The following is a 26,368-nucleotide window of genomic DNA, read 5'->3' as shown; positions in this document are numbered from 1 at the left end:
GGAACTGCCAAGGCGCCGGGCCAGTCCGGCCAGGACCGCGTCCAGGTACAGCTTTGCGGCACTGGGCAGCAGCAGGTCCACGGCCGTGAAGCGGGCGTGGTCCGCATGCGGGTTCGGCACTGCCGTAGTCAGGCAACGCGGTGACCTCACGATTCAGGGGCCACCCGCTGTTAGCCGCACTCATCGTGCACCCAACGATCAAGGTAGGCCGCCCTGCCAACTCGCGAATCCACGACTGCAAGCCATTCGGCTGCCGCCTGCTTCATGTGTCGGACCGCAGCGGCGTCCTGTTCCGGCGATCCCCTTCCAGGAGCGTCCATCTCATCTGTCAGTGCTCCCCAAATCAGGTTGAGCGCGGTCGGTATGTCAGGTAGGTACTCGCCTTTGGGGGTCTCAGCCATAGCCTCCATGGCCAGCCCCTGAAATTCGAGACCCGCGTCGTAGGTGGGCCGGCCCTCTTCGACATCGAGCACGAGCCGTGCCTGGTTCGCAGTTACTTCCAGGAAGCCTTCGGGCCCGAGTTCCGGATGCCAGCGACCTGCCACGACACAAACGGTACGCCGGCTCTCAAGGCCATCGAGCCGGGCTGCCTCTTCTGCCGAACGCGCCCAGCCTGAAGCGCGGCAGGCGCCTCACCTGCCGCCATGCAGTCGGCGTCAGCGGACGATGACATACCGGGCGCCAACATGAGGCCCTGGCCACCAAGAAGCTGGCCAGGACCTTGATGTCCGTCCATAGTGTCTGACTGGCTGTCGACATCGGTGAACCCGTGCACGATCAGCAGCCTATTACGGCGCTCCGGCGATGCTTGCCGTACACGCAGCTCCGGGCTTTCAGGTCTTCACGGCGCGGCACTGTTCTCCTATAGGCGGAGGGACAGGTAGACAACGCATATCCGGATGGGATGCGACGCGGTTAATGATGGTGCGGTCCCGACGCCTTGGCGGCACTAGACTCCCCGGCCATGGGACTGCTCACCTTCAGCATCAACGTCACTGTGGATGGTTGCGTCGACCACCAGGAGGGGATCGCCGACGACGAGACGCACGCCTTCTTCACCCGTCTCCTGGACGAGAGCGGAGCGATGCTGTGGGGCCGCGTCACCTACGAGATGATGGAGAGCTACTGGCCGGCCGTCGCCCGCGGTGACGTGGAAGCGCCGCCGGCCATACGTGAGTGGGCGGTCACGCTGGAGGCTCAACCCAAGTACGTGGTGTCGTCGACGCGCACGGACTTCCCGTGGACCAACAGCCACCACATCACAGGCGATCTACGCGAGGGCGTGCAGAAGCTCAAGGACGCGACCCCGGACGGGGTACTGGTCGGAAGCGGCAAGCTCGCGACCGAGCTCGACCGGCTGGGCCTGATCGACGAGTACAAGCTGCTCGTCCATCCCGTGATCGCCGGCCACGGCCCGACGCTGTACCAAGGCGGGCTGCCCGCCACCCGCCGGCTCGAGTTGCTCTCGGCCGAACCACTGAGCAACGGCGTGATGTCCATGCACTACCGCCGCGCGAGCTGAATCACCGAAGTCGAGATCGCGACCGAGCAGACGTCCGGACAGTGCCCCAGTGGCACTTCGCGATCTGGCTTCGCGGTCATGGGATCAAGCCCGTAGCGCGGGCTTGGTGTATCTGGCGACGTGCCGGTCTGGTATCGAGCTTTTCGAGGCCCCTGACAGCCCAGGACCGCAGCGATTCGTCCTCGCCGTGAAGTTGCTCAACCAGCACCGGCAGAGCTTGTTCCGAGTGGGCTTCGCCGATCAGTTCGAGCAACCAGCAGCGCAGGCCGTGGGCGGTCTCGTTGTTGAACTCGGTGATCAGCTCGTCGAGGTGCTGCGCGGCGTAGGGTCGCAGCTGGTGAAACCCGTCCTCTTGGGTCTGTGCATCGTGGTTACGCATCAACCGCATGGCTTGCTGGAATCGGCTTGCCAGTCGTCTCCGGTGCGCTGCCTCGTCGAGCGCGACCGCTGCCTGATCACCGGTGATTGGTGATGACAACCGAAGATCGCGCAGTGGCCGCGAGCGACAGCGTAAACCCTGCCCGGTGGCAACTGGTGCTCAAGAATGCGCTGGTGTGGCCACGCCGTCCCGTGAGCGGCGGCGAGGTCAACCGCCGAGGTCAATCATCGTCGGGGCCGAGGAACAGCCCGGCCAGCCGGGGCAGCCGACGCCGCATCTCGTCATCGTCGTCGAAGTCGAAGTCCTCACCCATGTCGGGCTCGCAGCCTCCGCCAACGCCTACCGCAACGTGCTGGCGGGCTTCCATCGCGTCGTAGAACGCATGGTCATCATTCGTGACCCGCTCGTAGGCCTCGCAGGCCACGTAGTTCACCGACTCGGCGAACAACGCGTAGTCGTCTTTCTCGGCCGCCGCTTGTCGCACCACTGCATGGTCAGCCAGGGCATCGGGAGAGGCCAGGACGCGTTCGTACCACTCGCGCCCCTGCGCGATCACTCCCGCCCGGAAGTCCATGAAGCTGTCGTCCGAGCATCCCCCGCCGATCAGGTACGCAGCCGCCCACACATCCCAGCGGTAGAGCGCACCGTGGAGTTGGTCGAACAGCTCCTGGAAGTCGAGGATGCCTTCCGGTGATGTTGCAGCCAGGCGCGTCACCAGCGCCGCGGCAACGGCCTCACCAGCGTCGCCAGTCCGCCCGTCGAGACCCGCACCGGCCGACTCCACAACCGCCCAGAACTCGTCAACGTTCACGGCGCGAGAGTCTTCCACGGCCTACCGACACCGATCGGTGCCGGTGGTCGTCGCCGAGGTGGCTACTAGTGGTGGCGTGCGCCTGGATGCTCTCGATCAGCTATGTTGCCGGCGTGGATATCCAGGTGCTGGAGGGTGCGCTCGTCGAGGTGCCGACGGCCGATGCCAGCGGCATGGACCGGCGGGCGTTCGGTGAGTTCGTGGGGCCGCGTGGGGAGTTGGCCTCGTACGCGTTCGGCTGGTCCACCGGCTCGGACCCGCACGTAGCCCGTCTGTCCGTCGGGATCGGTGCCGGCAATCCCGGGGGTGGCACCTTCCACGCCGTCATCTTCGCCAACGAGGACGGTCACGCGTTCTCGCTCATCGACGAGCCTTTCGAGCGGGTTGCGCAGGGCGGTCCGGACCTGACCGCAGACCAGTCGCGTGCCCACGAGGACCTGCCGTTCGTCTGGTGGGTCACCGACCACGTCATGCAGCACGATCGGCGAGCATGGTGGATGCGGCACTGGCTGCTCGGCACGGTCTGTCTTCAAACCCCTGAGGTCTTCGAACACCGTGAGCCTGTTCTGTTCGTCAGTCACGATGCGGACGACGGAGTGTGGCAGTTGATCGGAGCCACCGAAGCGAGCGGCAGCAACGGCAAAGTCGGGCACCTGCATCATGCCGTCGACGAGGACCCCAGCCTGATCGACGTTCTTGACCTGCCGCCCGGTGGCAGCGCGGTACGCGCTGGCGTCGGGAAACCGTGGACCGGCGACGCCTGACCTCGGCAGGCCACCTGAGGTGACTGGCCCTCATACAGTCCGATCATGAAGCTCCCGGTCCTGCTCGTTGTCTGGCAGCCTTGCTCGCTTTGGCCTACCCGCTGATGTGTCAGAGCGAGCTCTCGAGGAGCGTGAGGCGAGCCTCGCGCTACTTCCTGGCCGGTGTGCTGGTTACCGCCATCGCGGCTATATCTGTGCTCGGCGTTCAGCAGTCGATCGACGAATTCGGCCCGTCGTGGCGGGCGGCCACTGGACACGGCGTAGCGGGGGCATTCACACCCGAACGGGTGGATGCCGCCGGGAGAGGTGGCCGTCGTCAGGAGTGGCGCGGGACATTCGTCAGCACGGATCAGAGGATCATCCGTCGCGATGTGGTCCTTGATACGCCACCTGATCGGATGCGGATCGGCCTGACCGTGCCTGCAAGGGATACAGGAGCGCGAAGGGTTGTCTACGGTGAGGGGACACCGATCGCTCCAGTAAAGAGCCTGGCGGTGCTGGTGCTGATGGCGTTCGGCTGCGGCCTGGCGGCCTGGTGGCTGGTGGGAAGGCTGCGCCGGTCAGGTGGGCGAGGCGCGGCAGCCCGGAGGCAGCAGGGCAGCAGTAACGACCAGCGACAGGCGACTCGGGACAGCAAAGCGCTGCGGGAGAGTACGGTTGCTGGCCTATCTCGACCTGCCAGGGAAGCCGCAGGGAAGCCGACGCAAACCACGGAGCCGCTGCCCGTGAGGCGCCTTCGCGCTTCGACTGACGGCCCATGCCCTACTGTCGTTCACGTGGACGATCATGAAGTTGTTCGGCTGAAGATCGTCGGACTGAACTCGATCGCTCACCTACTGCCCAAGGCACGTGGCCGGTGTGGAGTGTACGAGTTGACATTCGCCGACGGCCAGCGCTACGTGGGACAGGCCGTCGATGTGGTGACACGGTTCTGCGCCCACCGCAGGACATGGTCCGACATGGTGGAGATCGCCTTTGAACGGGTCAGCCGCGCCCAGCTCGACAAGGTGGAGCGTGATCAGATTCGCCGGCGCGAGGCGGCCGGGGTGCAGCTCCGCAATGTTGTACACACCACGGGTCGCCTTGGCGCCAGCGAGCTGGACGTTCTCCTGCCCTCAGCGGAGCAGCGACGTTGGCTGGCTGACCACCAGCCGGGGATCGTTCGCCTCGGTGATCGGCCGGTCGACTCCGTCCTTCAGCACCGCAGTCGGCACCGGTTCAACCGGCTACAGGCCGATCCGCGGTTCACCGACGAGCTGGCTCGCCTGGTCGGTGCCTACCTGCGTGTCGCGATGCCGGTGCCGGAGCTGACGGAGCTGAGCTACTGGACGGTCAGCGCGCTCCCGTCCACCAGCGCCGCCACCTATCCGCGCCTGCTCACTGTCTCGGTGCACGCTTTGGAGACCCTGTTCGTCTACCACGAGAGGCACACTCCGCAGGAACTGCAGATCCGCTTGAACATTGACGGGGCCACCGCACGGTCGCACCTTCGTACTCGCATCGGGCTGGCGTTGATGCGGCCTGTCGAGGCTCACTACCGGATCCGCCCGGGGGTACTGGGACTGCACTTCACGTCGATGCGATCCGCCTACGACGCCCTCACCCGACCAGGAATCATCAAAGCGGCCCGTCAGCTCAACCTGGACCTCATGAGGAAGGGCCCGGCATTGAACTGGAAGACGCACTGTCCCGACCTCGTCGAGCACGTCTTATCCGTCTGAGGCCGCGGGTTCTACTGCCGGGCGGCTATGCGTTCAACCCAATAGGTGGCATGTTTCTGATCGTGGTCATAGGTCCCGTCGGGGACTGCCAGAAGGTAGCCTGTGACGACCGGGGCCCGCCCGGGGCCGCCATGCCCTTAAACCTGTGAGTACATGAAAACTGCGCAGACCAGCGGTGAACAGGTGCGGCACCGGATTCAGACGGTGCTCGTCGGTGTGCTCGAACGCACCCGACTGATGCGGGGCCCGGCCAGCCGCCAACTCCTCCTCGAACAACTCCAGGATCGCCTCGGTCCCTTCTCGCTCCGTGAGCACCCCGAGTTGCGGCTGCAGATGGCCGAGCTGGTGCGTGCCTGCAGCAGGCGCGCCAACGGGCTTCAGATCCTGGTGGAGACGATCGAGCACCTGGAACCGGGCACGGAGGAGGTCGTCCGGTTGCAGCGTCTCCGGGACGAGTGGGAGGCGGTTGAGGTCCTGACCGAGGAGGACTGGACCCAGCTGCGTCCTCTCCTGAGCAACCTCGTGCCCGTCAACCTGACCGTTCTGTATCAGCGCGCCACCGAGCACCGGTCGCCTGGGCCGCCGCCGTGGTGCGTCGACGCCTGGCAGGCGCTCGTCCACCTGGCAGGGCAGAACGCCGGCCCCGACGGCCTGCCCCCGAGCATGGCCTTCCTGGCGTTGCTCGAGGACCAGGTCGACGCGCAGGACGCCCGGTGGATCCGGCTGCGGAACAGTCGTGTGGCCACCGGACAAGGGCTGACGTCACAGCTGGAGGATCGGCGGGCATACCTGCACCGCGGCGGTGAACAGCCGATGGGCACCACGGCGTACCTGGTCGTCCAGGTCGAGCCACACCTGGACCCCGACGGCAGTGACGACACCTACGCGTTGTCGCATTTCCGCCAGTGGTACGGCGCAGACTTCTGGCATTCCCGGCAGGGCGAGCCCCGCCTGGTCCGTCTCCACGACCTGGAACGTGAGGTGGAGCGGGTAATCGAGCAGATGGAGATCGAATGGTCGGACCGGACCGGCACGATCGTGGTCGAGTTCGTCCTGCCGTGGGAACTGCTCAACGTCGGGGTGGACCGCTGGCGTAAGGAGATCGACAGTTCGCGGCCGATCGCTTTGGCCATGGACTATCCCGTGGTGGTTCGCAGTCTGGAACGGCTGCGCACCCGGCGCTGGCACCGTGCCTGGCACCAGCGCTGGCGGCAGCTGCTCGCGGCTCCCGCCCACAGCGCCGTCTTCTGGAGCCAACCCAGCGGTACGGACTACTTCACCAGGCTAGAGGCGGAACTCAAGGCGGACGATCGTGTGGTTTCACTCGTTCTCAGCGAGCCACCGGCGCAGCGTGGTGAAACCGGCCAGCAAGAGATCGAAGCGGCCCTGCGGGCCGGGCTGCCGGTGATCATCTGGCATCGGGGTGACTGCACCAGCGCCGAGTTCCGGGAAGCGGTCGCCAGTCTGGTAAGTGATGGAGGCCTGGGACAGCTGCCTATGCGTGCCAAAGAATTGCGGCACAAGGCGCTACAGCTCGAGCCCGCTTCGCGGGACGGCCACATCGGCCACCACCTGACGATCCTCTGGGACGATCCGGAGCGCAGGCCCGACGCGCTGGGCGCTCCCGCTGGTCGAGGAACAGGGGAGAGTTGGTGACCGGAAATGACGTGGAGGGCACCTGGGAGGCGATCTCTCAGGCGCTGCGTCCGCTGTCCGGTTCTTCGCCCGCCCCGGCGGGCGGGTGGGGCGTGACGGTTCTGGTCGATGCCGTCCGCTCGATGGTCGTGTGGGGTGACACTGTCGACAGCGTGGTGGCGGTGTTGCGCGATCACGAGGGTTTCGCAGCCGTCGAGGTGGTCCCGTTCGACTCCTCGCAGACGGGGCAGGCCGTTCTGGCCGGACAGGTCGCCATCGACGGACGGATCGTGCTGGTGCTGTCCGACGGCGCCGGAGCGGCCTGGCACGCCGGGACGATGCAGGCGTTGCTTCGAGCCTGGAGTCTCCGCGTGCCGGTCGCCATCGTGCACCTGCTGCCGCAACTGCAGTGGTATCGCACCGGTATCCGGCCCCGTCGCTTGCGGATGCGGCGGACCACCTTCGGCGGTGCCGCCAACGCCGATCTTGCGTGGGAGGTGCACAACCCGGCCCCGGACGTCCTCGACGATTCCGGCCCCCAGGGCAGCGACCCCATCCCGGTGCCCGTGCTCGAACTGGACCCCCGCTGGCTCGCCGCCTGGGTCCGGCTGCTCACCGGCGGCGAGGCGCATCTGCCCGCCGTTCTGGCAGCCACCGGGCTCCCGGACACCATCGCGCCGCCCCCGTCCGAGGGGGTGCCGTCCGCTCGGGCGCGCGTGCGCGAGTTCACCGCGTGGGCCACACCGACCGCTGTCACGCTCGCCACGCAGCTCGCCGCCGCCCCGCTCAACCTGGCCGTGATGAGATCGGTGCAGCGGGCCCTGATCCCGGATGCGCAGACGTCACACCTGTCCGAGATCCTCAACAGCGAGCTGCTGCATCCGGTGGCCGCCGCGGCGTCGACGACCGACGGCGCCGAGGTCACCTACGAGTTCCACCGGGGAGTCCGCCAGGAGTTGCTCGCGGCCGGGCGTCGCGCGGACGCGGTCCGGGTGCTGCGGGTGGTCGACGAGCAACTGGGGCCCACGGTTCCGGCGGTCCGTGGGCTCAGTCGGATGCTCGATGACCCCGACGCCACGCCGGTGCCTCCGGTGACCCCGGAGACCGCCCCGTTCGTACGGGTCGAACAGGCAGTGCTCCACGCCCTGTCCGGCCGTTACCTCGCCCGCGCGCGCCATCTGCATGAGGCGCTCGGTATCGAGGCGGAAACGCCCTCGACCATTGCTACGCGAAGCACGCCTCCTGGGACAATGGTGGCGGCAGCGGGCACCGATGATCGGACGTCAGAAGGAGCGCCAGTCGTGTCGAGCAGCGTGGCGGATGTGGTCGTACCGCAGAGAACACCATCCGGCGCGCCCGCCATCTGGGGCAGCGTCCCACCTCGCAACCCCAACTTCACCGGGCGCGAGTCGCTGCTGGTGCACCTGCACGAGCAGATGCTGCAGGGTGTGACGGCGGTGCTGCCGCACGCGCTGCACGGCATGGGCGGCGTCGGCAAGTCGCAGCTTGCGATCGAGTACGTCTATCGTCACCTGGACGAGTACGACGTGATCTGGTGGATCCCGTCGGAGCGTCCGGCCCAGATCGCCAATGCGCTGGCCGAGCTCGCCCAGCGCCTGCACCTGCCGGTGGGGCTGGAAGCCAACGCCGCCGTGCCGGCCGTGCGGGAGGCGCTGCGGCTGGGGCAGCCGTACGCCAACTGGCTCTTGATCTTCGACAACGCGGAGAGCCCGGAGGCGGTGCGGCGCTACTTCCCCAACGGCGGATCCGGTCGCATCATGGTCACCTCCCGCAATCCGCAGTGGTCGAACATCGGCCGCCAGCTCGCGGTGGACGTGTTCGCCCGGCAGGAGAGCGTCGACCTGCTCCGTCGCCGTGGCCCGGACCTCAGCGAGGAGGACGCCGATCGGTTGGCCGAGGCGCTCGGCGATCTTCCGCTGGCCCTGGACCAGGCGGCGGCCTGGCTCGCCGAGACCGGCATGCCCACCGACGAATACCTGCGGCTGTTCGAGGAGAAGCGCATCGAGCTGCTCGAAGTGTCGGTGCCGCTGGACTACCAGCTGCCGGTCGCCGCCGCTTGGAACGTTTCCCTCGACCGTCTGGCCGAGTCCAGTCCCGGAGCGCTGCGGCTCCTGCAGGTGTGCTCGTTCCTCGCTCCTCAGCCCATTCCCCGGACCCTGTTCAACCGGGGCCGAGCCGGCAACGTCCATCCGGTACTCGATGAGGTGCGGCGCGACCCGATGCGGCTCAACCGGGCCATCCGGGAGATCAACCGGTACGCCTTGGCCAAGATCTACCATCGGACCAACTCGATTGAGATGCACCGCCTGGTCCAGGCAGTGCTGATAGACCGGCTCGACGATGCCGAGCAGGCAACGATGCGGCACAGCGCGCACTTGATTCTCGCCGACAGCGACCCGAACGACCCGAGTTCACCGGCGAACTGGCGCACCTACGCCGACCTGTTCCCGCACGCTCTCGCGGCTCAGGCGTTCCGCTCCACCGACCCGTGGGTGCAGCAGCTGATCGACAACCTTTCCCGCTATCTCTACTGGTGGGGCGATCACCAGACCGCATTCGACCTGGCCGGGCTGGCCTACGACGCCCGGCGTGACCAGTTGGGCCCCGCCGACCCGTCCACCCTGCGGATGGGCCACTGGATGGGCTGGCTGCTGTTCGTCCTCGGCCGGTTCGAGGAGGCGGCCCGTCTCAACGAAGAGGTGCTCGCCATCTACCAGGAGACCGTCGAGGAGAGCAACGAGGATCTCCTGCGCGCGCTCGGCGCCGTTGCCGCCGACCGTCGAGTGGCCGGGGATTTCCAGGGCGCACTGGAGCTCGCCGAGGAGATCTATCAGCGGCATGTGCGAGCCCTTGGCCCGGACGATGTGGAGAGCATCACGGCGGGCCACAACCTCGCCGTGAGCCTGCGGCTGTCCGGTGACCTGAAACGCGCCTACGACATCGATCTGGAGAACCAACGGCTGCGCGTCCAGCTCTTCGGCGCGGATCATCCGATCACCCTGGAGAGCACCCGCAACCTCATCACTGACCGGCGTGAGCTCGGCGACTACGTGGGCGCCCGCGCCGAAGCACAGGCGGTCGCCGACCAGCTGCGTCATCAGCTCAGCCCTGGCCATCCGCAGACCCTGCGGGCGCTGCGGTCATTGGCGGTGGCGCTACGCACAGCCGGCGACCACCAGGCGGCCCGCCAAATCTCCGGTGAGGTCCGCGACAGCTTCCTCCGCCGCTACGGTGAGAACCATCCGGACACCGTCGCCGCCTCCCTGAACCTGTCGACCGACCTGCGGGAGACCGGCGACCTCGACGGTGCCGCCGAGTTGGGTGAGCAGGTGTACGCCAGCTATCGGCGGCTGCTGCGGAACGACAGGCACCCGCACACCATCGCCGCCCGGCTCAACTGGGCGGTTACCGAGCGGCTGCGCGGCCGGGTGGCGCAGGCGCGGCAGATGGACGAGGAGGGTTTCGCCCAGTTGCGGGAGCAACTCGGCGACGATCACCCGCTCACCTTGGCCGCGGCGCTCAATCTCGCGAGCGACCTCTACGCCGAGGGGCACTACGCGCAGGCGTACGAGCGGGACGTGGACGCGACCGAACGGCTGCGGCGGGTCCTGGGCGCGGAGCATCCGACCACTCTGGCCGGCTACGGCAACCTGGCCATGGACCTGCTCAAACTGGGGCGCGAGCAGGAGTCCGCAGAGCTGCACACGGCAACTGTGGCACAGTTCCGTCGAGCTCTCGGCGATGATCACCCGGCCACGGCGGCCGCAGTGGACCTGAACCGGCGGGCCAACTGCGACATGGACCCGCCGCCGCTGTAGGTGGGCGGGGGGTTCATCGCGGCCCGATCCAGGCGGCGAGTTCCACCGGGCCGGCGTCACCGCCGCGACTGCGTACGGCCCGGTGTACGGCTCTCACCAGCTCGGGCCGGTCTCGCAGGGCCTCCGCGGCCGGGCCAGGCCGGGTCTGCGCCAGGATCAGCCCGAGTCCGGACCAGGCGCCCGGCCGGTCGGGATCGGTCGACAATTCGTGCAGATATCCGCGCCGGGCGGCTTCCCGATCACCGGCCACGAGGGCCAGGTCGGCGGGGCGCGCGCCCGTCACCCGCGCGCCGATCGACGTCGGGTCGGCCAGAAGGCGCTCGAATCCGGCGGCGTCGGTCAGGCGCCAGAGCTCCAGGACCGCCCGCGCGTCGAGCCCTTGGGCGTTCGGGTCGGCTTCCAGGGCCGGTGCGACGGCGGGCAGGTCGGGCCGGTCGGCGCAGGCCATCCAGCACTCCGTGAACGTGGTGACCACCTCTGCGGGCGGCCGCAGATGATGAAGCCGCCACCGGGCACCATGGTCGGCGACGGCGTCGTGGGCGGCGGCGAGTGGTTGGTCGGGGACGCTGTCGGTCTGCCACCGGTCCGCAGTCGCGGTGAGGCCTGCCACGAGTCGGCGACCGAGCTCGGTGAGCTGCGGCAACTGCGCTATCAGAGTGAGTACGGCGCGCACCTGCCGGCGCCACCGGGCGAACTCGAAGTGCGCCAGGGTGGCGGCGTCGTCCGAGGCCCAGTGGCGTACCGCCCGCCAGAACTCGGTGATGCCCGCGAACGCGTACACCCCCTGCAGCAGGCCACCCAGCGGCCGGGGATCGTCTCGCCACGGAGCGTACAGTCGCCGGGCCGGCTCGCCGGTGTGCAGGGGAGCGAGGTGCAGGAGTGCGCCCAACTTGATGTGCTGGAATTCGTGCACCATGGTAACCGCGAGCTCGGTGGCGTCACGCGGCTCTGACATGGTCATGCATCCGAAGGCGTCGCCGGCCGAGGCGCTCATCGTGCGGAACCGCTCCGCCGGTGGCTGCGGCACCACCGAGAAGAGACCCCGGGCCATGGGCGTTGCCAGCGCCGGGCTGGTCTCGACGAGCATCTGCCACGCCTGCGTGAGCAGACCGCGCCAACGACTGAGCTCCGGGTCGCTCAGCGCCCGGGGCGGCGTCGGAGCCCGCAGATTTCGGTACGGGTCGAGACAGTCCAGCCGTACCGCGAGGGTGTGCTCGTCGGCTTGGACCCTCACGATGGACATGGCCTGCCAGCCGTCACCGCCGACTCGCACTTCGCCCGCTGGCGTGCTGACGACACCGCTGCCGGCGGACCCGCGCACCTCGGTGCTGTCCCATTGGGATGCTCCCTGTACGGGGGCGGCACCGAGGGTCGGCAGCACCGCGTGACCGTCGCGGACCGGCACGGTCATCCGGAAGTCGATACCGGCACGCAGGGCCGCCGCGGCGGCGAGAGAATGTAGATAGCCCAGGTCTACCCAGAGCGGTGCCGCGGAGCGGGCGGTGCCGCGCAGCCGCCGCAACGTGTAACCGGCCCAGACGCCCGCCTGGGGGTGCAGCAACAGGTCGTCGACAGCGGCTGGGTCGTGTCGTTCCGCCTCGGTGAGCAGGTCCCAGGCGGCCCGGACGGACGGGAGCGGACCGGTGTCGTGGTCAGGGCCGACGATGTCGAGCAGGGCGCGCAACTGCAGAAGACGCCAGCTCCGCTCGACGGCGAGGAGTTGAGCGACAGTGTGCACATCACCGCCACCGGAGGCGAGCGCGCTGACGTGTTGCTCGTCGAGTCGGTGTTGGCGGAGCGGCTTGCTCACGGCGTCGTCACCGCCCATCCAGGAACTCCAGGCCAAAGGTGTCAGTCGACGCGTTGAGGATTGTAGCCACTTGTGATGCTTTCGGGATCGTCAATGCGACGCAATAGCCGGCGCATGGGCGGAGCGAGGATCCGCTCGTCGTACGTCGGCAAATCGGCAAGTGTCACCTCCGTGAGGTCTACCAGGTCCGACTCGATGTCGTCGATCGATCGGCTCACTAGTGGCGTCTCCTCACGTCGATGCGGCCTCTGCACTCATCATGTCGCACGCGGAGACGATTCCGGAAGCAGCAGGTGACGTTGAACGCCCCACTTCGGACGCTCCCGGAAACTGACCGTCCACGGTAGGTTGTCGCTATGTCCGAGCGCCTCGGAGTCGTGTTCGTGCACGGGTTTCTGTCATCGGCGGCCACCTGGACGCCGTTTCTGCGGCTGATCGAGACCGACGTCGACCTCGACTTCGTCGACCCCTATACCTTCGAATACCCGAGCCCGCCTGTCTCACTGCACCCATTGCGCCGTATTCCCGACATCAATGACATCGCCGACAGTCTTCGCACCTATTTGACACACGACCTCGGCGATCGGTCCCGACTCGTTCTGGTCGCGCACAGCCAGGGCGGGCTTGTGGCGCAGCGGATGATCGCACGCACCCTCGCGGGCGGATGCGGGCCGGAGTTGGCCCGCATCCGGCGGGTCGTCCTGTTCGCCTGTCCCAATTCCGGATCCGACCTGGCTCTGCTCCTGCGCCGGGGCGGCCTGTGGCGGCACCCCCAGGAACGCGAGCTGCGGCCGCTCAACCAGGCCATCTCCGACGCGCACCGGATCGTCGTCAACCAGGTCATCCACGCCACCGCGGTCACGGCCGCCACCTGCCCGATCCCGATCGTCGCGTACGCCGGTGAAAGCGACGGAGTGGTGACACCCGTTTCGGCGAGGAGTGTCTTCCCCGAGGTCGGCGTGCTGCCCGGCGACCACTTCTCGATCATCAAGCCGGATTCGCACGGGCACCGGTCCTACGTGGCCTTGAAACGACACCTGAAGGAAGCCTCTTCGATGCCCGACGTACCGGCGCCGCGACAGTCCAGCGAACAACTGTCCCCGGCGACGCGGTCGGCCCCCGTGGCGGCCGACGGGTACCGCGCGCTGGTCGATCGTCTGCTTGCCGTACCGCGGATGACCGAGCCGACGTTCCGCGAGCAGGTCTACGATCTCCTGCCGCCGGTGATCGTGCACCAGTTGCGGCGCGACACCGCGGCCCGGGTGGAGCTGTTCTCCCTGGTGCGGAGTTTCGAGCACTACCGGCACCTGGCACCGGGGGACTCCCTCGCCTCCGCCTTGGAGACACTCGTCCCCAACCATCCCGCGGTCGCCGATGTGATCGACGCGCTGTATGGCGTGGGTCTGTACAGCCCGTCGGAGCGCCGATGATCAGGGCTGGGGAGCTACGTTCCCTGGCGGGGCATGTCGTCGTACCTGGCCCGGCTGCGGGCTGTAGGCGGCCACGAGTTGATCCAACTGTCGTCAGCGGAGCGGAGATCGACTTGTATCGCGTCGCAGTCGACCGGTGATCGGCGTGACCTCCACCCTGTCACCTCGTCTGCCAGGAACGTTGGACTGTGGCGCGGGTGATCGGCGTTGCGCGGACAATGAAGGTATGAAGCGAGAGGTTCGCCTGATGCGGTTGACTGGGACGCGCGCCAACGGCGCGGTGGCGACGGGCGCGGCGGCTACAGGCGCGCGGGCTGCGGGGGCGGCGTCGCTCGGCGCCCTGGCCGTCGGGGCGCTGGCTGTCGGGGCCGTGGCTGTGGGGGTGCTCGTCATCGGGCGGCTCGCCATCCGCCGGGCGGTCGTGCGGGAACTGCGCGTCGGCCGGTTGGAGATCGACGAGCTGGTGGTGCACAGCCGACCCGGTGCCGAGGGATAACCCCGCTCGACGGTCGGCGTCAGCAGCATGGCGTTCTAGGGCCGGGGCCCACGGCCGGGTCAGTAGTGGTCAGGCTCGATGCTCGGCAAGAACCTTGCCGAGCATCGCACGGTAGCTGTGATGGGCCAGCGACAGTTCTCCAAGCGCCTCTTCGGTGAACCACCCGATGGCATCGTGTTCGTCCGGCGCGGCGTTGACCGGAGATCCCGTCCACGCCTCGATCAGCCAGATCTGCATGTCGAACGTGTCGGTATGAACCTCGTGCAGGGGCGGGCCCGAGGGCACCGCGATCTCGATGCCCACCTCCTCTCGAAGCTCTCGTGCAAGTGCCGCGCCGGGCGGTTCCCCAGGCTCCACGTGTCCACCGGGCATGTCCCAGACGTCCGGATACCACCGACGCCGGGGAGATCGGTGGCACAGCAGCACCCGGTCGCCGTCGCGCAGCAACGCCGTGACGATGCGCGCTTTGGAGGAGCCCTCCGCAGAAGTCGACACAGGCGCATCGTGCCACCGGTCGCAGCCGACGGTGTGCCCTGAACAGCCTGCCGCTGCCTGCCGCCCGCTAGAGGCTTCCGGACTCTGGCCAGTGCGACCAGTGCGTGTTGGGTGGCATGTCCGGCGCGTACCGTGTCACATCTCCTGTCGCCAGCACCTCGGCTAGCTGGCGGAAGGTCGTCGACTCACTGGGAGGTGCCTGGAGAGGGTCTGGGTGGTGCCACAGGTCCAGCCGCATGATCTCCGGGAGGTCGGCCGGGATCCGCCGCCGCAGCTCGACCTCGTCGGCAAGAAGCGGTTCCCGGTGATCCGGGACGAGCCGGCGAAGCACGTCGACAAGTTCCTCGCCCGGCTCGGCCGCCACCGTGATCCGCTGACCTCGCACCACAATCGACGAACCGGTGTAGATCTCAGGCTCGTCTACGTCCTCGATCTCGTGCCAGTTGTCGACCCGGCTGAGAAAGTCGTCGTTGCCGTAGCCCGGCTCGCCCTCGGTCAGGCAGTTGCCGAAGACGTGAACGATGTCGATGAGATTGCCAGCCCTGGGCGAAAATCCCAACGTCTCAACGATCAGCGCCCACCGCTGCGCGTCGCGGTAGGCGTGAAGCCTGGCATCGACCGCGTAGTTGTAGCCGTGGCCCAGGTCCGGAAACATGAATTCCTCGGCGGCGGTGTCGAGCTGGTCGAGAATCTCGGCGGAACGCACGGTCGTGCAGTGTAGTCACGCCGAAGCGGTCACTCGACGAACGTGCCGTCCGGATTCATGATCTGGTCTCGCACCAGCGGTACGAATGCCGACAGACCCCCGTCGTCCACGGCCACCGACATGCGGATGCGCCCATCGCCGTCGTGAACGGCGTGGCTGACCACGTTGTACCGCCTGCCGTCCTCGCCGACGACCTGGCGTACGTCTTTGTCGTCGACCACCGCAATCCATCCACCATGGTCGATGCATTGCCAGTCAGCCAAACGCGCGTCGGCAAGCCCTGCCGCTATCTCCTTGTCCACGTTCCTCCTCATCCCGCCGTCCGGTCGCCGATCACCAACAGCGACTTGCCCACCGTTGCCCGCTCGGCGAGTGCACGGTGGGCATCCTCGGCACGCTCCAGCGGGTAGGTGGCGCCGATCGCCGGCCGCAACCGACCCTGCGCGGCACGTTCCAGTGCCAGGCCGAGCAGTTCGCGTACGGTCGCCTGGTCCGGTGGGCCGTCCAGCAACGGTGCGAGCACCCGAATGCCGCGGCGCGCGGCCGACTCGGGGTCCGGTTCGGCGAAACCGTCGGCTGTGCCGTAGGTGACGAACCTGCCGCCGTCGGCCACCGCCTCCAGCGCGGCAGTGCCGAGGGGGCCACCTGCCCCGTCGTAGACCAACGCGGCACCGCCACCGGTCGCCTCCCGTACCCGGTGGATCCAGTCCGGCCGCGTGTAGTCGATGCCGACCTCGGCGCCCAACTCGCGGGCCAGCCGCAATTTGACGTCGCTGGACGCGGCGGCCACCACCTGGGCGCCGGCGTCGACGGCCAGCTGCACCAGCAGCGATCCAGCCCCGCCGGCAGCCGCTGACACAAGCACCCATTCGCCCTTCTCCGGCCGACCCAGCCGGTCCAGGCGCAGCGCGGTCACACCATCGTGCACGAGCGCCGCCGCTGCCTCGATGGCCAGCCCGTCAGGCACCGGCATGATCTCCTCGACGTTCGCCACGACCTGTTCGGCGTACCCGGTACTGGCCCATACGACCACGCGCCTACCGATCCACGACGGGTCCACACCTTCGCCGATCTCCACCACCGCGCCCGCACCTCCGCCACCTGGCACGTACGGCAACACCTTCGGGAAGAAGTCCTGACCCCAGCCGCTGCGCAGCAGGGTGTCGAGGAAGATGACGTCCGCCGCGGCCATGCCGACGGCGACCTGGCCGGGGCCGGGCGCCGGGTCGGGCAGCTCGCTGGGGGACAGCACCTCCGGACCGCCGAACACGGCCACCTGAATTGCGCGCATGCGTAACGCCCTTCGCCGAGACAGCATCCCGGCCAGTGTTCAAGCTGAAGCGCGGTTGAGGTCAAGGCGCGACCGGGCGCCGGTCCGGGCCGCCTGAACCACGAGGCTGACGGTCAGTCGCGGTTCAGGCCCGCAAAGACGACCGCGAGGGTACGGGCTTGCAGGTGCTTGTCCCATCCACCGTGCAGAGCGCCCTGGCACACGCTGGCAAGGAGCGCCATCACCTCGGGTAGCCGTACCGAGTCGGCGACGACTCCGGCGGCCTGCGCCTGTGTCAGAAGCCTGCCCACCGCTTCCTCCAGGTGCCCCACCGCGTCGGGAAGCCGGATGTCCACCCCCGAGCCGGCGAGCAGGTCCACTGCGGTCTTCTTCGCCGCTGCCTGTGCCACCGTGTGCGTGAAGAACGCGAAGAGGTCATGGCCTTCGGCGTCCTCGACGAGCTGCGCGAGCAGTCGTTTCATGATCGCGACGAGCAGGTCGTCCTTGGTCGGGAAGTGACGGAAGACCGTACCGATGGCAACGCCGGCTCGCCGCGCGACCTCCTCGGTGGAGGCGCGGGCACCGAACTCGGCGAAGACCGCCTCGGCGGCGTCCAGGATGCGTGCCCGGTTGCGCTGCGCGTCGACACGCAACGGCGGCCCCTCTATCAAGATGAGCCTCCACTCACTATCCTCGGCGTACAAATTGAGTCATGACTCATTATCGGGGGCCGCCATGACACCAGCCGAGATCTTCGACAGCATGCGTGCCCGGTGGCTCGCGAACCTGCCCACCTACGAAGAGGACTCGCTCGCCGACGACGTGGTGATCGAGACACCGTTCGCCGCACCCGGCAGCCCTACGCGAACCGAGGGGAAGCAACGGGTTCTTGAGTACACGCAAGCCGGCAGGGCGGGGTTCCCGGTCCAGTTCCACGACTGCCGCAACGTGGTCGTGCACGAGACCGCCGACCCCGAGGTGATCGTCGTCGAGTACGAACTGGTCGGCACGCACACGGCGACCGGGGTAACCGCCTCGGCGCCGTTCATCGGGGTGCTGCGGACCCGGGACGGCAAACTGGCCCACTGGCGCGAATATCAGCACACCCTCGCCATCGCCCAGGCACTGGCCTGAACCACGATCGGGCAGCCACATCGGCCGTACGGGATGTGGCACTGTCGCCTTCGTCCCGGCCCGACCGCTCAGTCGGCGGCGGCTCCAGCCGCATCGACGACCGCGACGGGAGTGCCCAGTTCGACGGTACGGGAGACGGTGCACAGTCGTTCGTGCGACTGCCGCATCGACCGGGGCAGCGCCTCGCGTGCCCGGTCACCGTCCGCGCCCTCGGGGAACGTCACTGTGAACTCGACGGTGAGATCGCGCATGCGGCTACCGCCGGCCCCGTCCCGGATCTTGTCGCCGCTGATCTTCACGGAGAATTGCGTCGGCTCGGCGCGACGGCTGGTGATGTGGTCCACGTTCACCGCGGTGCAGCCGCCGATGGCAGCCAGGAGCAGCTCCACCGGCGTGAAGCTGGCGTCCTCGCCGGTGCCCATCGACAGCGATCCGCCGCGGACGTTGCGCGCGACGTATCGCCCCACGCTGGTGCGCTCGACCGTCACCGAGCGGAAGCTGTCATCACTCATTGCAGGAAACTACCCTGACGCCGAGCCACCGCCCCGCCGCGCGGTCGTCCGGTCAGTGGGCGGGGTTCGGCGTGTGGGGTAGCCGACCCAGCTGGTGCCAGTCGGTCTCGGCGACCTCGACGCCATAGTGTGCAGCCGCGGCGAGAATATTCTGGAACGCCAGGTCACGATCGGCGTCGTCCACGCCCTGCACCTGGTCGAAGCGGGCGATGGCGTTTCGGACGTGTGCCGCGTCGGTAAGCGGTTCCTTGCGTTCGTCCGGAAACGCGAAGACTGTCGCCGGCAGCTCGCGCTTGTCCTTCTCGGAGAGACTGCCGTGCTGCTCGTGGGGCTTCCAGGTGGACTTCATCGCCCACCTTTACCCATTCGCCAGCCGCAGGCACCTCCGCACCGCTATTTCGGCGCGACCTCGCAGGACGCGCGGACCGAGGAACGTGAGGTGCCGCGACGGCTCCGCTCCCGCAGCACGTCAGGCGGCACCGGCCCCGCGGTCGGTCATTGCCGAGCTGCCGGTCACGGTCGAGGTGCCGGGCATGGCCGCGCCGCCGGTCGCTAGGCGCATGAGGTCGGTGTCGAAGTCGACCTCCTGCGGCCGGTCCGGTCGGGCGTTGCCGCCCCAGGTGTGCTGGTAGCGGTCCCATCCCTGCCCGGTGATGGCACTGCGGATCGAACTCGCGACGAGGGTCGCCAACTCGACGGCGGTCCGGTCGATCCGCCGGCCGAGGGTGGGGTCGGCCCAGTCCTCGGGGGCGGCGAACACCGAGGTCGGGACCGGCAGGGCACGCATGAACGCGAAGAGCGGACGCAGTTGGTCGTCGATGACCAGGGCATGGCGCGAGGTGCCCGCGGTCGCGGCGAGCGCGATCGGTGTGGCGATGAGCAGGTCGTTGTCGAGGATGTCGACGAAAGACTTGAGCAGACCGCTGATGCCGGCCTTGTAGACGGGCGTGGTGAAGACGGCGCCGTCGGCCGCGGCCAGGGTCTGGATCGCGGTGAGGAGTTCACCCTGTGGGTATCCGCTGACGATCGCGTGGGAGATCTCGCCGGCGAGTGGCCCCAGGTCGATGACGGAGACGGTGGCCGGGACGCGCTGGCCGGTGAGCTGGTCGAGCGCCTTCTGGGCGATGCGGTCAGCGAGCCGACGCGATGACGAGGACGTGCCGATGCCCGCGTTGACGACGACGATGCGGCGGGGTGGGGTGTCGTCGGCTTCGAGGGCCGAGGGGAGGGCGGTCATGAGGGTTCCTGACTGTCGTGCCGGGGCGGGCCCGGGGCGGCGCTGTCGACGATCTGTTGGGCGAGGGCGCGGAGCTGGACGAGCTGGTCCGGGGCGAGGGCCTCGGTCATGGCGGCCGTGACGGCGGCGGCGTGGCGGGCGCCGACGGCGCGTTGGAGTTCGACCCCCTCCTCGGTCAGCGTGAGCACGGAGGCGCGACGGTCGCGTGGATCGCAGCCCCGGCTGACGAGCCCGCGCTGGATGAGGCGGTTGCACAGCCGCGACACTCCGGCCTGGGTCAGGAGAATGCCGCGGTTGATCTCGGTCATGCTCAGGCCCTGGGGTGATTTCTTGAGGGTGTAGAGGACGTCGTACTCGTTGGGTGTGAGTTCGTGCCAGATGTCGTCGTCGGTGAACCGGCGGGCGAGGACGACCTGGGCCCGGAAGAGGGCTTCCCATGCCTCGTTGGCCAGGCGTGCCTCGGCGTTCACTTGATCACTGGGTAGATCGCGGGCGCGCTGGGGTCGCTGTCCTGGTACGGCGAGGTGCCCGTGACGTTGTCGCCACGGTTGGCGTTGGGGCGGGGCTGGCGCGGCGGTGTGTCGCCGTACTTCTGCCGCACCAGGCGCTCGTGGGTGGGGGCCTCGGCAGCGTGCGGGGATCGACGGGAGGCGAACTCCTTGCGCAGCACGGGGACGACCTCCTCGCCGAGCAGATCGAGCTGATCCAGGACGATCTTCAGCGGGAGGCCAGCGTGGTCCACGACCCAGAGTTGGCGTTGGTAGTCACCGAACAGGTCGTGGGATTCGAGGGTCTTGTCGATGACCTGCTGCGGGCTGCCGACGCTGAGCGGGGTGCGCTCGGCATAGGTCTCCAGCGAGAGGCTGTGGTCGTAGACCGGGGCCTCGTCGAAGTACGGGCGGAACGTGCGGAAGGCGTCCTGTGAGTTGCGGGCAAGGAAGACCTGGCCGCCCAGGCCGACGATCGCCTGCTCCTCGGTCCCGTGGCCGTAGTGCGCGAAGCGCTTGCGGTAGAGGTTGACCAGCGGCAGGAAGTGGCCGGTAGGCGCCAGGATGTTGTTGGCGAAGAAGCCGTTGCCGTAGTAGGCGGCCTGCTCGGCGATCTCGGGCGTCCGGATCGAGCCGTGCCAGACGAACGGTGGCACGTCGTCCAACGGCCGAGGCGTCGAGGTGAAGCCCTGCAAGGCCGTGCGGTACGAGCCCTCCCAGTCCACGACATCCTCGCGCCACAGCCGGTGCAGCAGGTTGTAGTTCTCCAGAGCCAGGGGCAGGCCCTGACGGATGTCCTGACCGAACCAGGGGTAGACGGGCACTGTGTTTCCGCGGCCGAGCGTGAGGTCCAGCCGGCCCTTGGCCAGGTGCTGGACCATCGCGTACTCCTCGGCGATCCGCACCGGATCGTTCGTGGTGATCAGCGTGGTCGACGTCGAGAGGATGATCCGCTTGGTCAGCGCCGCGACATGGGCCAGGAACGCCGCCGGGGAGGAGGAGAAGAACGGCGGGTTGTGGTGCTCGCCGATCGCGAAGACGTCCAGACCGACCTCCTCGGCCTTTACCGCGATCTGCGTCATGGCGTCGATGCGCTCCGCCTCGCTGACGGTGACCCCCGTGACCGGGTTTCGGGTGACGTCACTGACGGAGAAAATGCCGAACTGCATGGCGATACCTTTCCGAGGGGTGGTCAGGTGTCCCTGGCCCTGATCATGGACGCTGCCGGGACGGCGGTCAGGAGGCGCGAGGGCCGAGCAGCTCGGTGCGCAGCGCGTCGAGCTGCGCGTCGCTCTCGGTCGCGACGCGGCGCAGGATGTCCTCGGCGTCGTGCCCAACGGGGGCGCGGCTCGGGGCGGGCTGCTCGGTGGCGAGGCGGATGACCCACTCCGCGGCGTCCACGGCGGGCAGGCCGGAGCTCTGCATGCTGTTGAGCGCGTCCGCGAAGGCGGTGAAGCTCTCCCCGTAGAGGTTGGCCTGCTCCGGGGTGAAGGCCGAGGCGACGCGCTCCAGTGCTGCGGCGGTCTTGGCGGGGCCGCCGGTGAGCATGTTCCCGGCCTGGGCGATCACGACGTCAACGCCGAACGGGCGCAGCTCGTTGCGGTAGACGTCGGCGATCGCCTCGAGTGCCGCCTTTGTCGCGCTCGACGGTCCGTTGAACTGAAGCGGGAAGCGGCCGGTCATCGCGCCGATCAGCACGATGCGCCCGTGGGCGGCGCGCAGCAGCGGCAGGAAGGCGTTGGTCGCCGAGATGGTGCCGAGGACGTTGACGTCGAACTCCCGACGTACCTCGTCGATCGGCAGTGCCTCCAGCGGGCCGGGGGTGAGGATGCCGGCGTTGTTGACCAGGATGTCAAGGCCGTGGTCGCCCACGGCCTTACCGACCTCGTCCGCCCAGGTACGGACGGCCGCGTCGTGGGTGATGTCGACGACGCTCAGGACGATGCCCTGCTCGCCCGCGAGGCCAGCGGCCTCTTCTGCCGAGATGGCGGTCCCGTAGACCGTGTAGCCCAGTCCCGTGAACTGCAGGGCGAGTTCGCGTCCCAGGCCGCTTGCTGCGCCGGTGATGGCTACTGTCCGAAGCTCAGACATGATCCGTGTCCTCGAATGTCGTGTGCCCTCCGTCTGGGGCGGCGTACCCGGCTCAACTTACATGACGAATCATGTATTCCAGCGGGTTCCGCAAAACGGGCAAGTGGCACAGGTCACCCTGACGAACTGCACCGACTGGTCGGTACATTTCCCCTGTGACTTTCTCCGCGACCCCGGCCGCCGGGCCGGTGTTGACTGCCCGCCGACGGTGGGCGGCGCTCGCCGTGCTGGCTGCGGCTGTGCTGCTGCTCGCCATCGACGGGACGGTGCTCTCGCTGGCGGTGCCCGCGTTGACAGCGAGCCTGGCGCCGAGCGCGGAGGAGGTCCTCTGGATCGGCGACATCTACTCGCTGACGTTGGCGGGCCTGCTCGTGCTGATGGGCAACCTGGCCGACCGGTTCGGGCGTAAGCGCATCCTGCTGATCGGGTCGGTGGCGTTCGGTGCGGCATCGCTGCTGGCCGCGTTCGCCCCCAGCGCGCAGGCCCTGATCGGGGCGCGTCTGCTGCTCGGTGTGGCGGGCGCGACGCTGATGCCGTCCACGCTGTCGCTGATCCGCAACATCTTCCCCGACAGCGGCGAACGGACCCGGGCGATCGCGATCTGGTCCACAGCCTTCGGCGCGGGGTCGGCGATCGGGCCGCTTGTGGGCGGGTTCCTGCTCGAGCACTTCTGGTGGGGTTCGGTGTTCCTCATCAACGTACCCGTGATGATCCTCGTGGTGGTCTCTGGTCTTTTTCTGCTGCCGGAGTCACGCGATCCGCAACCGGGCCGCTTCGATGTGCCCTCCGCGGTGCTGTCCATGGCGGCGATCGTGCCCCTGGTGTACGCCATCAAGCACGTGGTCGGGGCTGGCGTCGACGGCGTGACGGTGTCGTGTGTGCTCGCCGGGCTGGTGGCCGGCGTGCTGTTCGTACGGCGTCAGCGGACGCTGGAGCAACCAATGCTCGACGTCGAGTTGTTCCGCAACGCGGCGTTCTCCGGGGCGGTCGTCGCCAACGTCATCTCCATCTTCGCGTTGGTGGGGCTGCTGTTCTTCTTCTCGCAGTACCTCCAGTTCGGCCGAGGGCTCCGCCCGCTTCAGGCAGGTCTCGCCGAACTGCCCGCGACTCTGGCTTCGATCGTCGTCATCGCGATCATCGCGCAGGTCGTGGCCCGGCTCGGCCGGGGCAGGGCCATCGCGCTTGGACTGGGCCTGGCCGCCGCGGGACTGGCAGCGGTGGCGGCGGCCGCGCACGGGCCGTACCTGTGGCTCGGTCTGGCGCTCGTGCCCATCGGCCTCGGGATCGGATTGGCGATGGCGCTGACCGGCGACGCCATCCTCTCGGCCGCGCCACCACGCAAGGCCGGCTCCGTTTCGGCGATCACCGAGACCGCGAACGAACTCGGCGTGGTGCTCGGCATCGCGGTGTTGGGCTCCCTGCTGTCGCTCGTGTACCGCAGCAACGTGAGCGTGCCGGCCGGGCTGCCGCCCGAGGACGCGGCCCGGGTCCGCGACTCGCTGGGCTCGGCGCTTCAGGTGCTGCAACCGCAGGCCGCAGCCGGTGCGCGGGACGCGTTCATCACCGGCATGCAGGTCACCTCGCTTGTCGCTGCGGCGCTGACCCTTGCGGCGGCGCTGCTGGCCTGGGCGCTGATCCCGTCGCCGCGCACGCCGCGACCGTCGGTACGGTGACGCTGTGGGACGCACAGCCGGTCGCTCACCGCAGGACACCCGACGGGCGCTGCTGGACGCGGCAGCGGAGGCCGTACGCACCCGGGGGATCCATGCCTCGCTGGACGACATCGCCCGCTTCGCCGGCGTCTCGAAGGGCGGATTGATCTACCACTTCGCCAGCAAGGACGAGCTGATCCTGGAGCTGGCCCGGGATCAGCTCGCCGCCTTCCATGCCAGCATCGACGCCGCGCTGGACCCGTCGGACACCGCACCCGGCCGACTGACCCGCGCCTACATCCGGGCGGCGGTGGTGCCGGCCGATGACGACACCGACGTACGCGAATCGTTGGCTCTGATCACCCAGCTCATGACTCTGCCGGCGGTCGCCGAACTCGCCCGGGCCGACGCGGAACGGTGGGACGCGGCGCTCGCCGCCGATGGGCTGCCCGCCGACGTGCTGGCGCTTGTGGTGGCAGCGGCGGACGGGATGAGCACCGCGCCCCTGTGGGGTGCCTCGACGCAGAAGCTCCCCCGTCGACGGCTGGCGGAGCGGCTGCTCCACCTGACCCGGCACCCGCACCTGTGGGACGCGGTCACCCCGTGACGCCACTGAGCCGGCGCGGGCAGCACCTCGGGGCGCGGACGGCGTCCCCGTCTACGCCGTGACGGCCGGTCGGACGGACTGACCGACGGGGAACCGCACCCCGGTGAGGTCTTCGGAGACGGCCCACAGCCGCTGCTGGACGGCGACGTCGTACGACTGCGGGCTGGAGGTGACAAGTCGGGGATGGCCCTTGACCTCGTTGAGTCCGTCGGGACCGTAGTACTGGCCGCCCAGCGCGGCGGGGTCGGTGGCGGCGCGCAGGGTGGGCAGCGCGCCCATCGCCGGCGGCTGAAGGATCAGCGGCGCGAGCCAGGTCAGCGGAAGTCGGATGGCCGCGGGGATGTTGCGGGCCAGATCGGTGCTGGAAACGCCGGGGTGCGCGGCCATCGCGACCGTGGTGCCGTGTGTGGAAAGGCGGCGCTGCAACTCGTAGGTGAACATCAGGTTGGCCAACTTGGACTGACCATAGGCGCCGACCCGGCTGTACGACCGCTCCCACTGGAGGTCGTCGAAGTGGATGGCGGCCTGGATGCGGTGGCCGGTGCTGCTTACCGTCACCACGCGGGAGCCGGGCACCGGCAGCATCAGGTCCAGCAGCAGCCCGGTGAACGCGAAGTGGCCGAGGTGATTGGTGCCGAACTGCATCTCGAAGCCGTCCTGTGTGGTCTCCCTCGGGGTGTACATCACGCCGGCGTTGTTGATCAGCAGGTCGATCTGGTCGAACCGGGACCGCAGCGCCGCCGCCGCGCTCCGGACGGAGTCGAGCGAGGTCAGGTCCAGCGCCTGCACTGTCACGTCGCCGCTCATGCGGGCCGCGGCCTGCTCGCCCTTCTCGACGTTGCGGACGGCGAGCACCACCGACGCCCCGCGCTCGGCCAGCGCCTTCGCGGTCTCGTACCCCAGCCCGGTGTTGGCCCCGGTCACGACTGCCACCCGCCCGCGTTGGTCTGGAATGTTCGCGGTCGTCCACTTCTCGCCCATGTCAGGCTCCCAACGTGTCTAACGTACCGGAAGTATCTTGTTGCGGCCACGCTAGGGTACCGACGGTACGTTGTCAACGTACCGTCGGTATCTAAGCTAGGCTGTGATCGTGACTTTCCAGCGGGCGCGCACCGAAGAGCAGCGGGAGATCCGCCGACAGGCGATCCTCGACGCGGCATCGGCGATGCTCGACGAGATGCCGGTGGCCGCTGTCACCCTCAACGAACTCAGCCGCCGGGTGGGCCTCGCGAAGCCGAACGTGCTGCGCTACTTCGAATCCCGCGAAGCGGTGCTGCTGGAACTGCTGAACCGCTATCTGCAGGAGTGGCTGACGGACCTGGCGGGGGAGTTGGCTGCCGGCGTCGACGAGAACCTGCCCATGGCCGAGCGGGCGGCAGCGGTGGCCGAGATCCTCAGCCACTCACTCTCCGGCCGAGTGGCGATGTGCGACCTCTTCGGCGCGCAGGTGAGCGTCCTGGAACACAACGTCTCCGTCGAGGTCGTGACACGCTACAAGCGCGCCTCACTGGAGCGCCTGACAACCATGACCGCCCTGATCGAGAAGTACCTGCCGGAGCTGGGCGGCGACGCCACGCTGTTCAGCCTCCAGGCAATGGTCATGGCCGGCGCGCTGTCGGCGTACAGCACGCCCCCACCCAGCCTGCTGGCTGCGTACGAGGCCGAACCCGACCTGGCCCCGCTGCACCTGTCGATGAAGGACCACTTGAGGCAGGCGCTGACCGCGACCCTCCTGGGTGTGCTGCCTCGCGGCTGACCTGCGCGTGACG

The 26,368-nt window shown here is 68.5% G+C and carries 28 protein-coding genes; 12 read left to right on the top strand and 16 right to left on the bottom strand.

Going from position 1 to position 26,368, the window contains the following annotated elements; genetic code table 11:
• Window positions 1-170: 170 nt before the first annotated feature.
• Window positions 171-545, bottom strand: a complete 375-nt coding sequence (locus tag F4558_RS18055) for a hypothetical protein (protein WP_157552954.1) — start codon at window positions 543-545, stop codon at window positions 171-173.
• Between the two features lie 419 nt (window positions 546-964).
• On the opposite strand from F4558_RS18055, the gene F4558_RS18050 reads away from it, so the two are divergent.
• Both F4558_RS18050 and F4558_RS18045 read left to right on the top strand, forming a co-directional pair.
• The gene (locus tag F4558_RS18050; RefSeq protein WP_053660152.1) at window positions 965-1,522 is read left to right on the top strand and encodes a dihydrofolate reductase family protein; all 558 of its coding nucleotides are present in this window, start codon (window positions 965-967) and stop codon (window positions 1,520-1,522) included.
• Between the two features lie 106 nt (window positions 1,523-1,628).
• The gene (locus F4558_RS18045) at window positions 1,629-1,994 is read left to right on the top strand and encodes a hypothetical protein (protein ID WP_157552957.1); all 366 of its coding nucleotides are present in this window, start codon (window positions 1,629-1,631) and stop codon (window positions 1,992-1,994) included.
• 127 nt (window positions 1,995-2,121) lie between these two features.
• Here the strand turns inward: F4558_RS18045 and F4558_RS18040 are convergent, their stop codons facing one another.
• Window positions 2,122-2,712 carry a DUF4240 domain-containing protein gene (locus F4558_RS18040; RefSeq protein WP_053660157.1) on the bottom strand — a complete coding sequence of 197 codons (591 nt, stop codon included), beginning with the start codon at window positions 2,710-2,712 and terminating at the stop codon, window positions 2,122-2,124.
• Window positions 2,713-2,825: 113 nt separating this feature from the next.
• On the opposite strand from F4558_RS18040, the gene F4558_RS18035 reads away from it, so the two are divergent.
• The 4 genes from F4558_RS18035 to fxsT all read left to right on the top strand — a co-directional run bounded on the left by F4558_RS18035 (window position 2,826) and on the right by fxsT (window position 10,671).
• Window positions 2,826-3,476, top strand: a complete 651-nt coding sequence (locus tag F4558_RS18035) for a hypothetical protein (RefSeq protein WP_167945235.1) — start codon at window positions 2,826-2,828, stop codon at window positions 3,474-3,476.
• Between the two features lie 80 nt (window positions 3,477-3,556).
• Window positions 3,557-5,197: a GIY-YIG nuclease family protein gene (locus tag F4558_RS18030; RefSeq protein WP_157552525.1), complete on the top strand. Its 1,641-nt coding sequence runs from the start codon at window positions 3,557-3,559 to the stop codon at window positions 5,195-5,197.
• A gap of 153 nt (window positions 5,198-5,350) precedes the next feature.
• Entirely contained in the window at window positions 5,351-6,853 is a 1,503-nt protein-coding gene (locus tag F4558_RS18025; protein ID WP_167945233.1) for a VMAP-C domain-containing protein, read from the top strand.
• Window positions 6,850-10,671, top strand: a complete 3,822-nt coding sequence (fxsT, locus tag F4558_RS18020; protein ID WP_157552531.1) for an FxSxx-COOH system tetratricopeptide repeat protein — start codon at window positions 6,850-6,852, stop codon at window positions 10,669-10,671. Before F4558_RS18025 ends, fxsT begins: the two co-directional genes overlap by 4 nt.
• Before the next feature lie 13 nt (window positions 10,672-10,684).
• Here fxsT and F4558_RS31685 read toward each other — a convergent pair whose 3' ends face one another.
• Together F4558_RS31685 and F4558_RS18010 are read right to left on the bottom strand one after the other, a co-directional pair.
• Entirely contained in the window at window positions 10,685-12,481 is a 1,797-nt protein-coding gene (locus tag F4558_RS31685; protein ID WP_167945232.1) for an HEXXH motif domain-containing protein, read from the bottom strand.
• A 41-nt stretch (window positions 12,482-12,522) separates the two neighbouring features.
• Entirely contained in the window at window positions 12,523-12,699 is a 177-nt protein-coding gene (locus F4558_RS18010; RefSeq protein WP_167945231.1) for an FxSxx-COOH-like cyclophane-containing RiPP peptide, read from the bottom strand.
• A gap of 138 nt (window positions 12,700-12,837) precedes the next feature.
• Here F4558_RS18010 and F4558_RS18005 point away from each other — a divergent pair, with 138 nt between their 5' ends.
• Both F4558_RS18005 and F4558_RS18000 read left to right on the top strand, forming a co-directional pair.
• Entirely contained in the window at window positions 12,838-13,911 is a 1,074-nt protein-coding gene (locus F4558_RS18005) for an alpha/beta fold hydrolase (protein WP_053655872.1), read from the top strand.
• 247 nt (window positions 13,912-14,158) lie between these two features.
• Window positions 14,159-14,407 carry a hypothetical protein gene (locus tag F4558_RS18000; protein WP_053655874.1) on the top strand — a complete coding sequence of 83 codons (249 nt, stop codon included), beginning with the start codon at window positions 14,159-14,161 and terminating at the stop codon, window positions 14,405-14,407.
• A gap of 69 nt (window positions 14,408-14,476) precedes the next feature.
• Here F4558_RS18000 and F4558_RS17995 read toward each other — a convergent pair whose 3' ends face one another.
• The 5 genes from F4558_RS17995 to F4558_RS17975 all read right to left on the bottom strand — a co-directional run bounded on the left by F4558_RS17995 (window position 14,477) and on the right by F4558_RS17975 (window position 17,531).
• The gene (locus tag F4558_RS17995) at window positions 14,477-14,902 is read right to left on the bottom strand and encodes an NUDIX domain-containing protein (RefSeq protein ID WP_053655876.1); all 426 of its coding nucleotides are present in this window, start codon (window positions 14,900-14,902) and stop codon (window positions 14,477-14,479) included.
• A gap of 67 nt (window positions 14,903-14,969) precedes the next feature.
• On the bottom strand, window positions 14,970-15,608 hold the full coding sequence (locus F4558_RS17990; RefSeq protein WP_053655878.1) for a DUF7003 family protein: 639 nt from the start codon (window positions 15,606-15,608) through the stop codon (window positions 14,970-14,972).
• Between the two features lie 29 nt (window positions 15,609-15,637).
• Window positions 15,638-15,922, bottom strand: coding sequence for a hypothetical protein (locus tag F4558_RS17985; RefSeq protein WP_053655880.1), 285 nt, complete (start codon window positions 15,920-15,922; stop codon window positions 15,638-15,640).
• Window positions 15,919-16,899 (bottom strand): zinc-binding dehydrogenase, encoded by a 981-nt coding sequence (locus tag F4558_RS17980; RefSeq protein ID WP_053655882.1) that lies wholly within the window; start codon window positions 16,897-16,899, stop codon window positions 15,919-15,921. Before F4558_RS17980 ends, F4558_RS17985 begins: the two co-directional genes overlap by 4 nt.
• Window positions 16,900-17,012: 113 nt before the next feature.
• Complete coding sequence (locus tag F4558_RS17975) at window positions 17,013-17,531, bottom strand: SbtR family transcriptional regulator (RefSeq protein ID WP_231640046.1); 519 nt, start codon at window positions 17,529-17,531, stop codon at window positions 17,013-17,015.
• A gap of 82 nt (window positions 17,532-17,613) precedes the next feature.
• Between F4558_RS17975 and F4558_RS17970 the strand changes: the two genes are divergently transcribed.
• Window positions 17,614-18,012, top strand: coding sequence for a nuclear transport factor 2 family protein (locus F4558_RS17970; RefSeq protein WP_053655886.1), 399 nt, complete (start codon window positions 17,614-17,616; stop codon window positions 18,010-18,012).
• 68 nt (window positions 18,013-18,080) lie between these two features.
• Here the strand turns inward: F4558_RS17970 and F4558_RS17965 are convergent, their stop codons facing one another.
• The 6 genes from F4558_RS17965 to F4558_RS17940 all read right to left on the bottom strand — a co-directional run bounded on the left by F4558_RS17965 (window position 18,081) and on the right by F4558_RS17940 (window position 22,340).
• On the bottom strand, window positions 18,081-18,524 hold the full coding sequence (locus F4558_RS17965; RefSeq protein ID WP_053655889.1) for an OsmC family protein: 444 nt from the start codon (window positions 18,522-18,524) through the stop codon (window positions 18,081-18,083).
• Window positions 18,525-18,576: 52 nt separating this feature from the next.
• Window positions 18,577-18,873, bottom strand: a complete 297-nt coding sequence (locus tag F4558_RS17960) for a DUF6582 domain-containing protein (RefSeq protein WP_053655891.1) — start codon at window positions 18,871-18,873, stop codon at window positions 18,577-18,579.
• Window positions 18,874-18,993: 120 nt separating this feature from the next.
• Window positions 18,994-19,761 (bottom strand): CE1759 family FMN reductase, encoded by a 768-nt coding sequence (locus F4558_RS17955; RefSeq protein ID WP_053655893.1) that lies wholly within the window; start codon window positions 19,759-19,761, stop codon window positions 18,994-18,996.
• Window positions 19,758-20,231, bottom strand: coding sequence for a MarR family winged helix-turn-helix transcriptional regulator (locus tag F4558_RS17950; RefSeq protein ID WP_053655895.1), 474 nt, complete (start codon window positions 20,229-20,231; stop codon window positions 19,758-19,760). Before F4558_RS17950 ends, F4558_RS17955 begins: the two co-directional genes overlap by 4 nt.
• Entirely contained in the window at window positions 20,228-21,418 is a 1,191-nt protein-coding gene (locus F4558_RS17945) for a CE1758 family FMN-dependent luciferase-like monooxygenase (RefSeq protein ID WP_053655897.1), read from the bottom strand. The genes F4558_RS17950 and F4558_RS17945 overlap by 4 nt, the downstream gene beginning before the upstream one ends.
• 67 nt (window positions 21,419-21,485) lie before the next feature.
• Window positions 21,486-22,340: an SDR family NAD(P)-dependent oxidoreductase gene (locus tag F4558_RS17940; protein WP_053655899.1), complete on the bottom strand. Its 855-nt coding sequence runs from the start codon at window positions 22,338-22,340 to the stop codon at window positions 21,486-21,488.
• 155 nt (window positions 22,341-22,495) lie between these two features.
• Here F4558_RS17940 and F4558_RS17935 point away from each other — a divergent pair, with 155 nt between their 5' ends.
• Both F4558_RS17935 and F4558_RS17930 read left to right on the top strand, forming a co-directional pair.
• On the top strand, window positions 22,496-24,013 hold the full coding sequence (locus F4558_RS17935; RefSeq protein WP_053655900.1) for an MFS transporter: 1,518 nt from the start codon (window positions 22,496-22,498) through the stop codon (window positions 24,011-24,013).
• A gap of 4 nt (window positions 24,014-24,017) precedes the next feature.
• Complete coding sequence (locus F4558_RS17930) at window positions 24,018-24,599, top strand: TetR/AcrR family transcriptional regulator (protein WP_053655902.1); 582 nt, start codon at window positions 24,018-24,020, stop codon at window positions 24,597-24,599.
• Between the two features lie 51 nt (window positions 24,600-24,650).
• Here F4558_RS17930 and F4558_RS17925 read toward each other — a convergent pair whose 3' ends face one another.
• Complete coding sequence (locus F4558_RS17925) at window positions 24,651-25,580, bottom strand: SDR family NAD(P)-dependent oxidoreductase (RefSeq protein ID WP_053655904.1); 930 nt, start codon at window positions 25,578-25,580, stop codon at window positions 24,651-24,653.
• Window positions 25,581-25,689: 109 nt separating this feature from the next.
• Between F4558_RS17925 and F4558_RS32210 the strand changes: the two genes are divergently transcribed.
• Entirely contained in the window at window positions 25,690-26,355 is a 666-nt protein-coding gene (locus F4558_RS32210; protein ID WP_053655996.1) for a TetR/AcrR family transcriptional regulator, read from the top strand.
• Window positions 26,356-26,368 lie beyond the last annotated feature (13 nt).

It is taken from the genome of Micromonospora profundi, assembly GCF_011927785.1.
Classification (GTDB): Bacteria; Actinomycetota; Actinomycetes; order Mycobacteriales; family Micromonosporaceae; genus Micromonospora; species Micromonospora profundi.
Note: the sequence above shows the minus strand (reverse complement) of the source record. Positions and strands in the feature narration are given on the sequence as shown.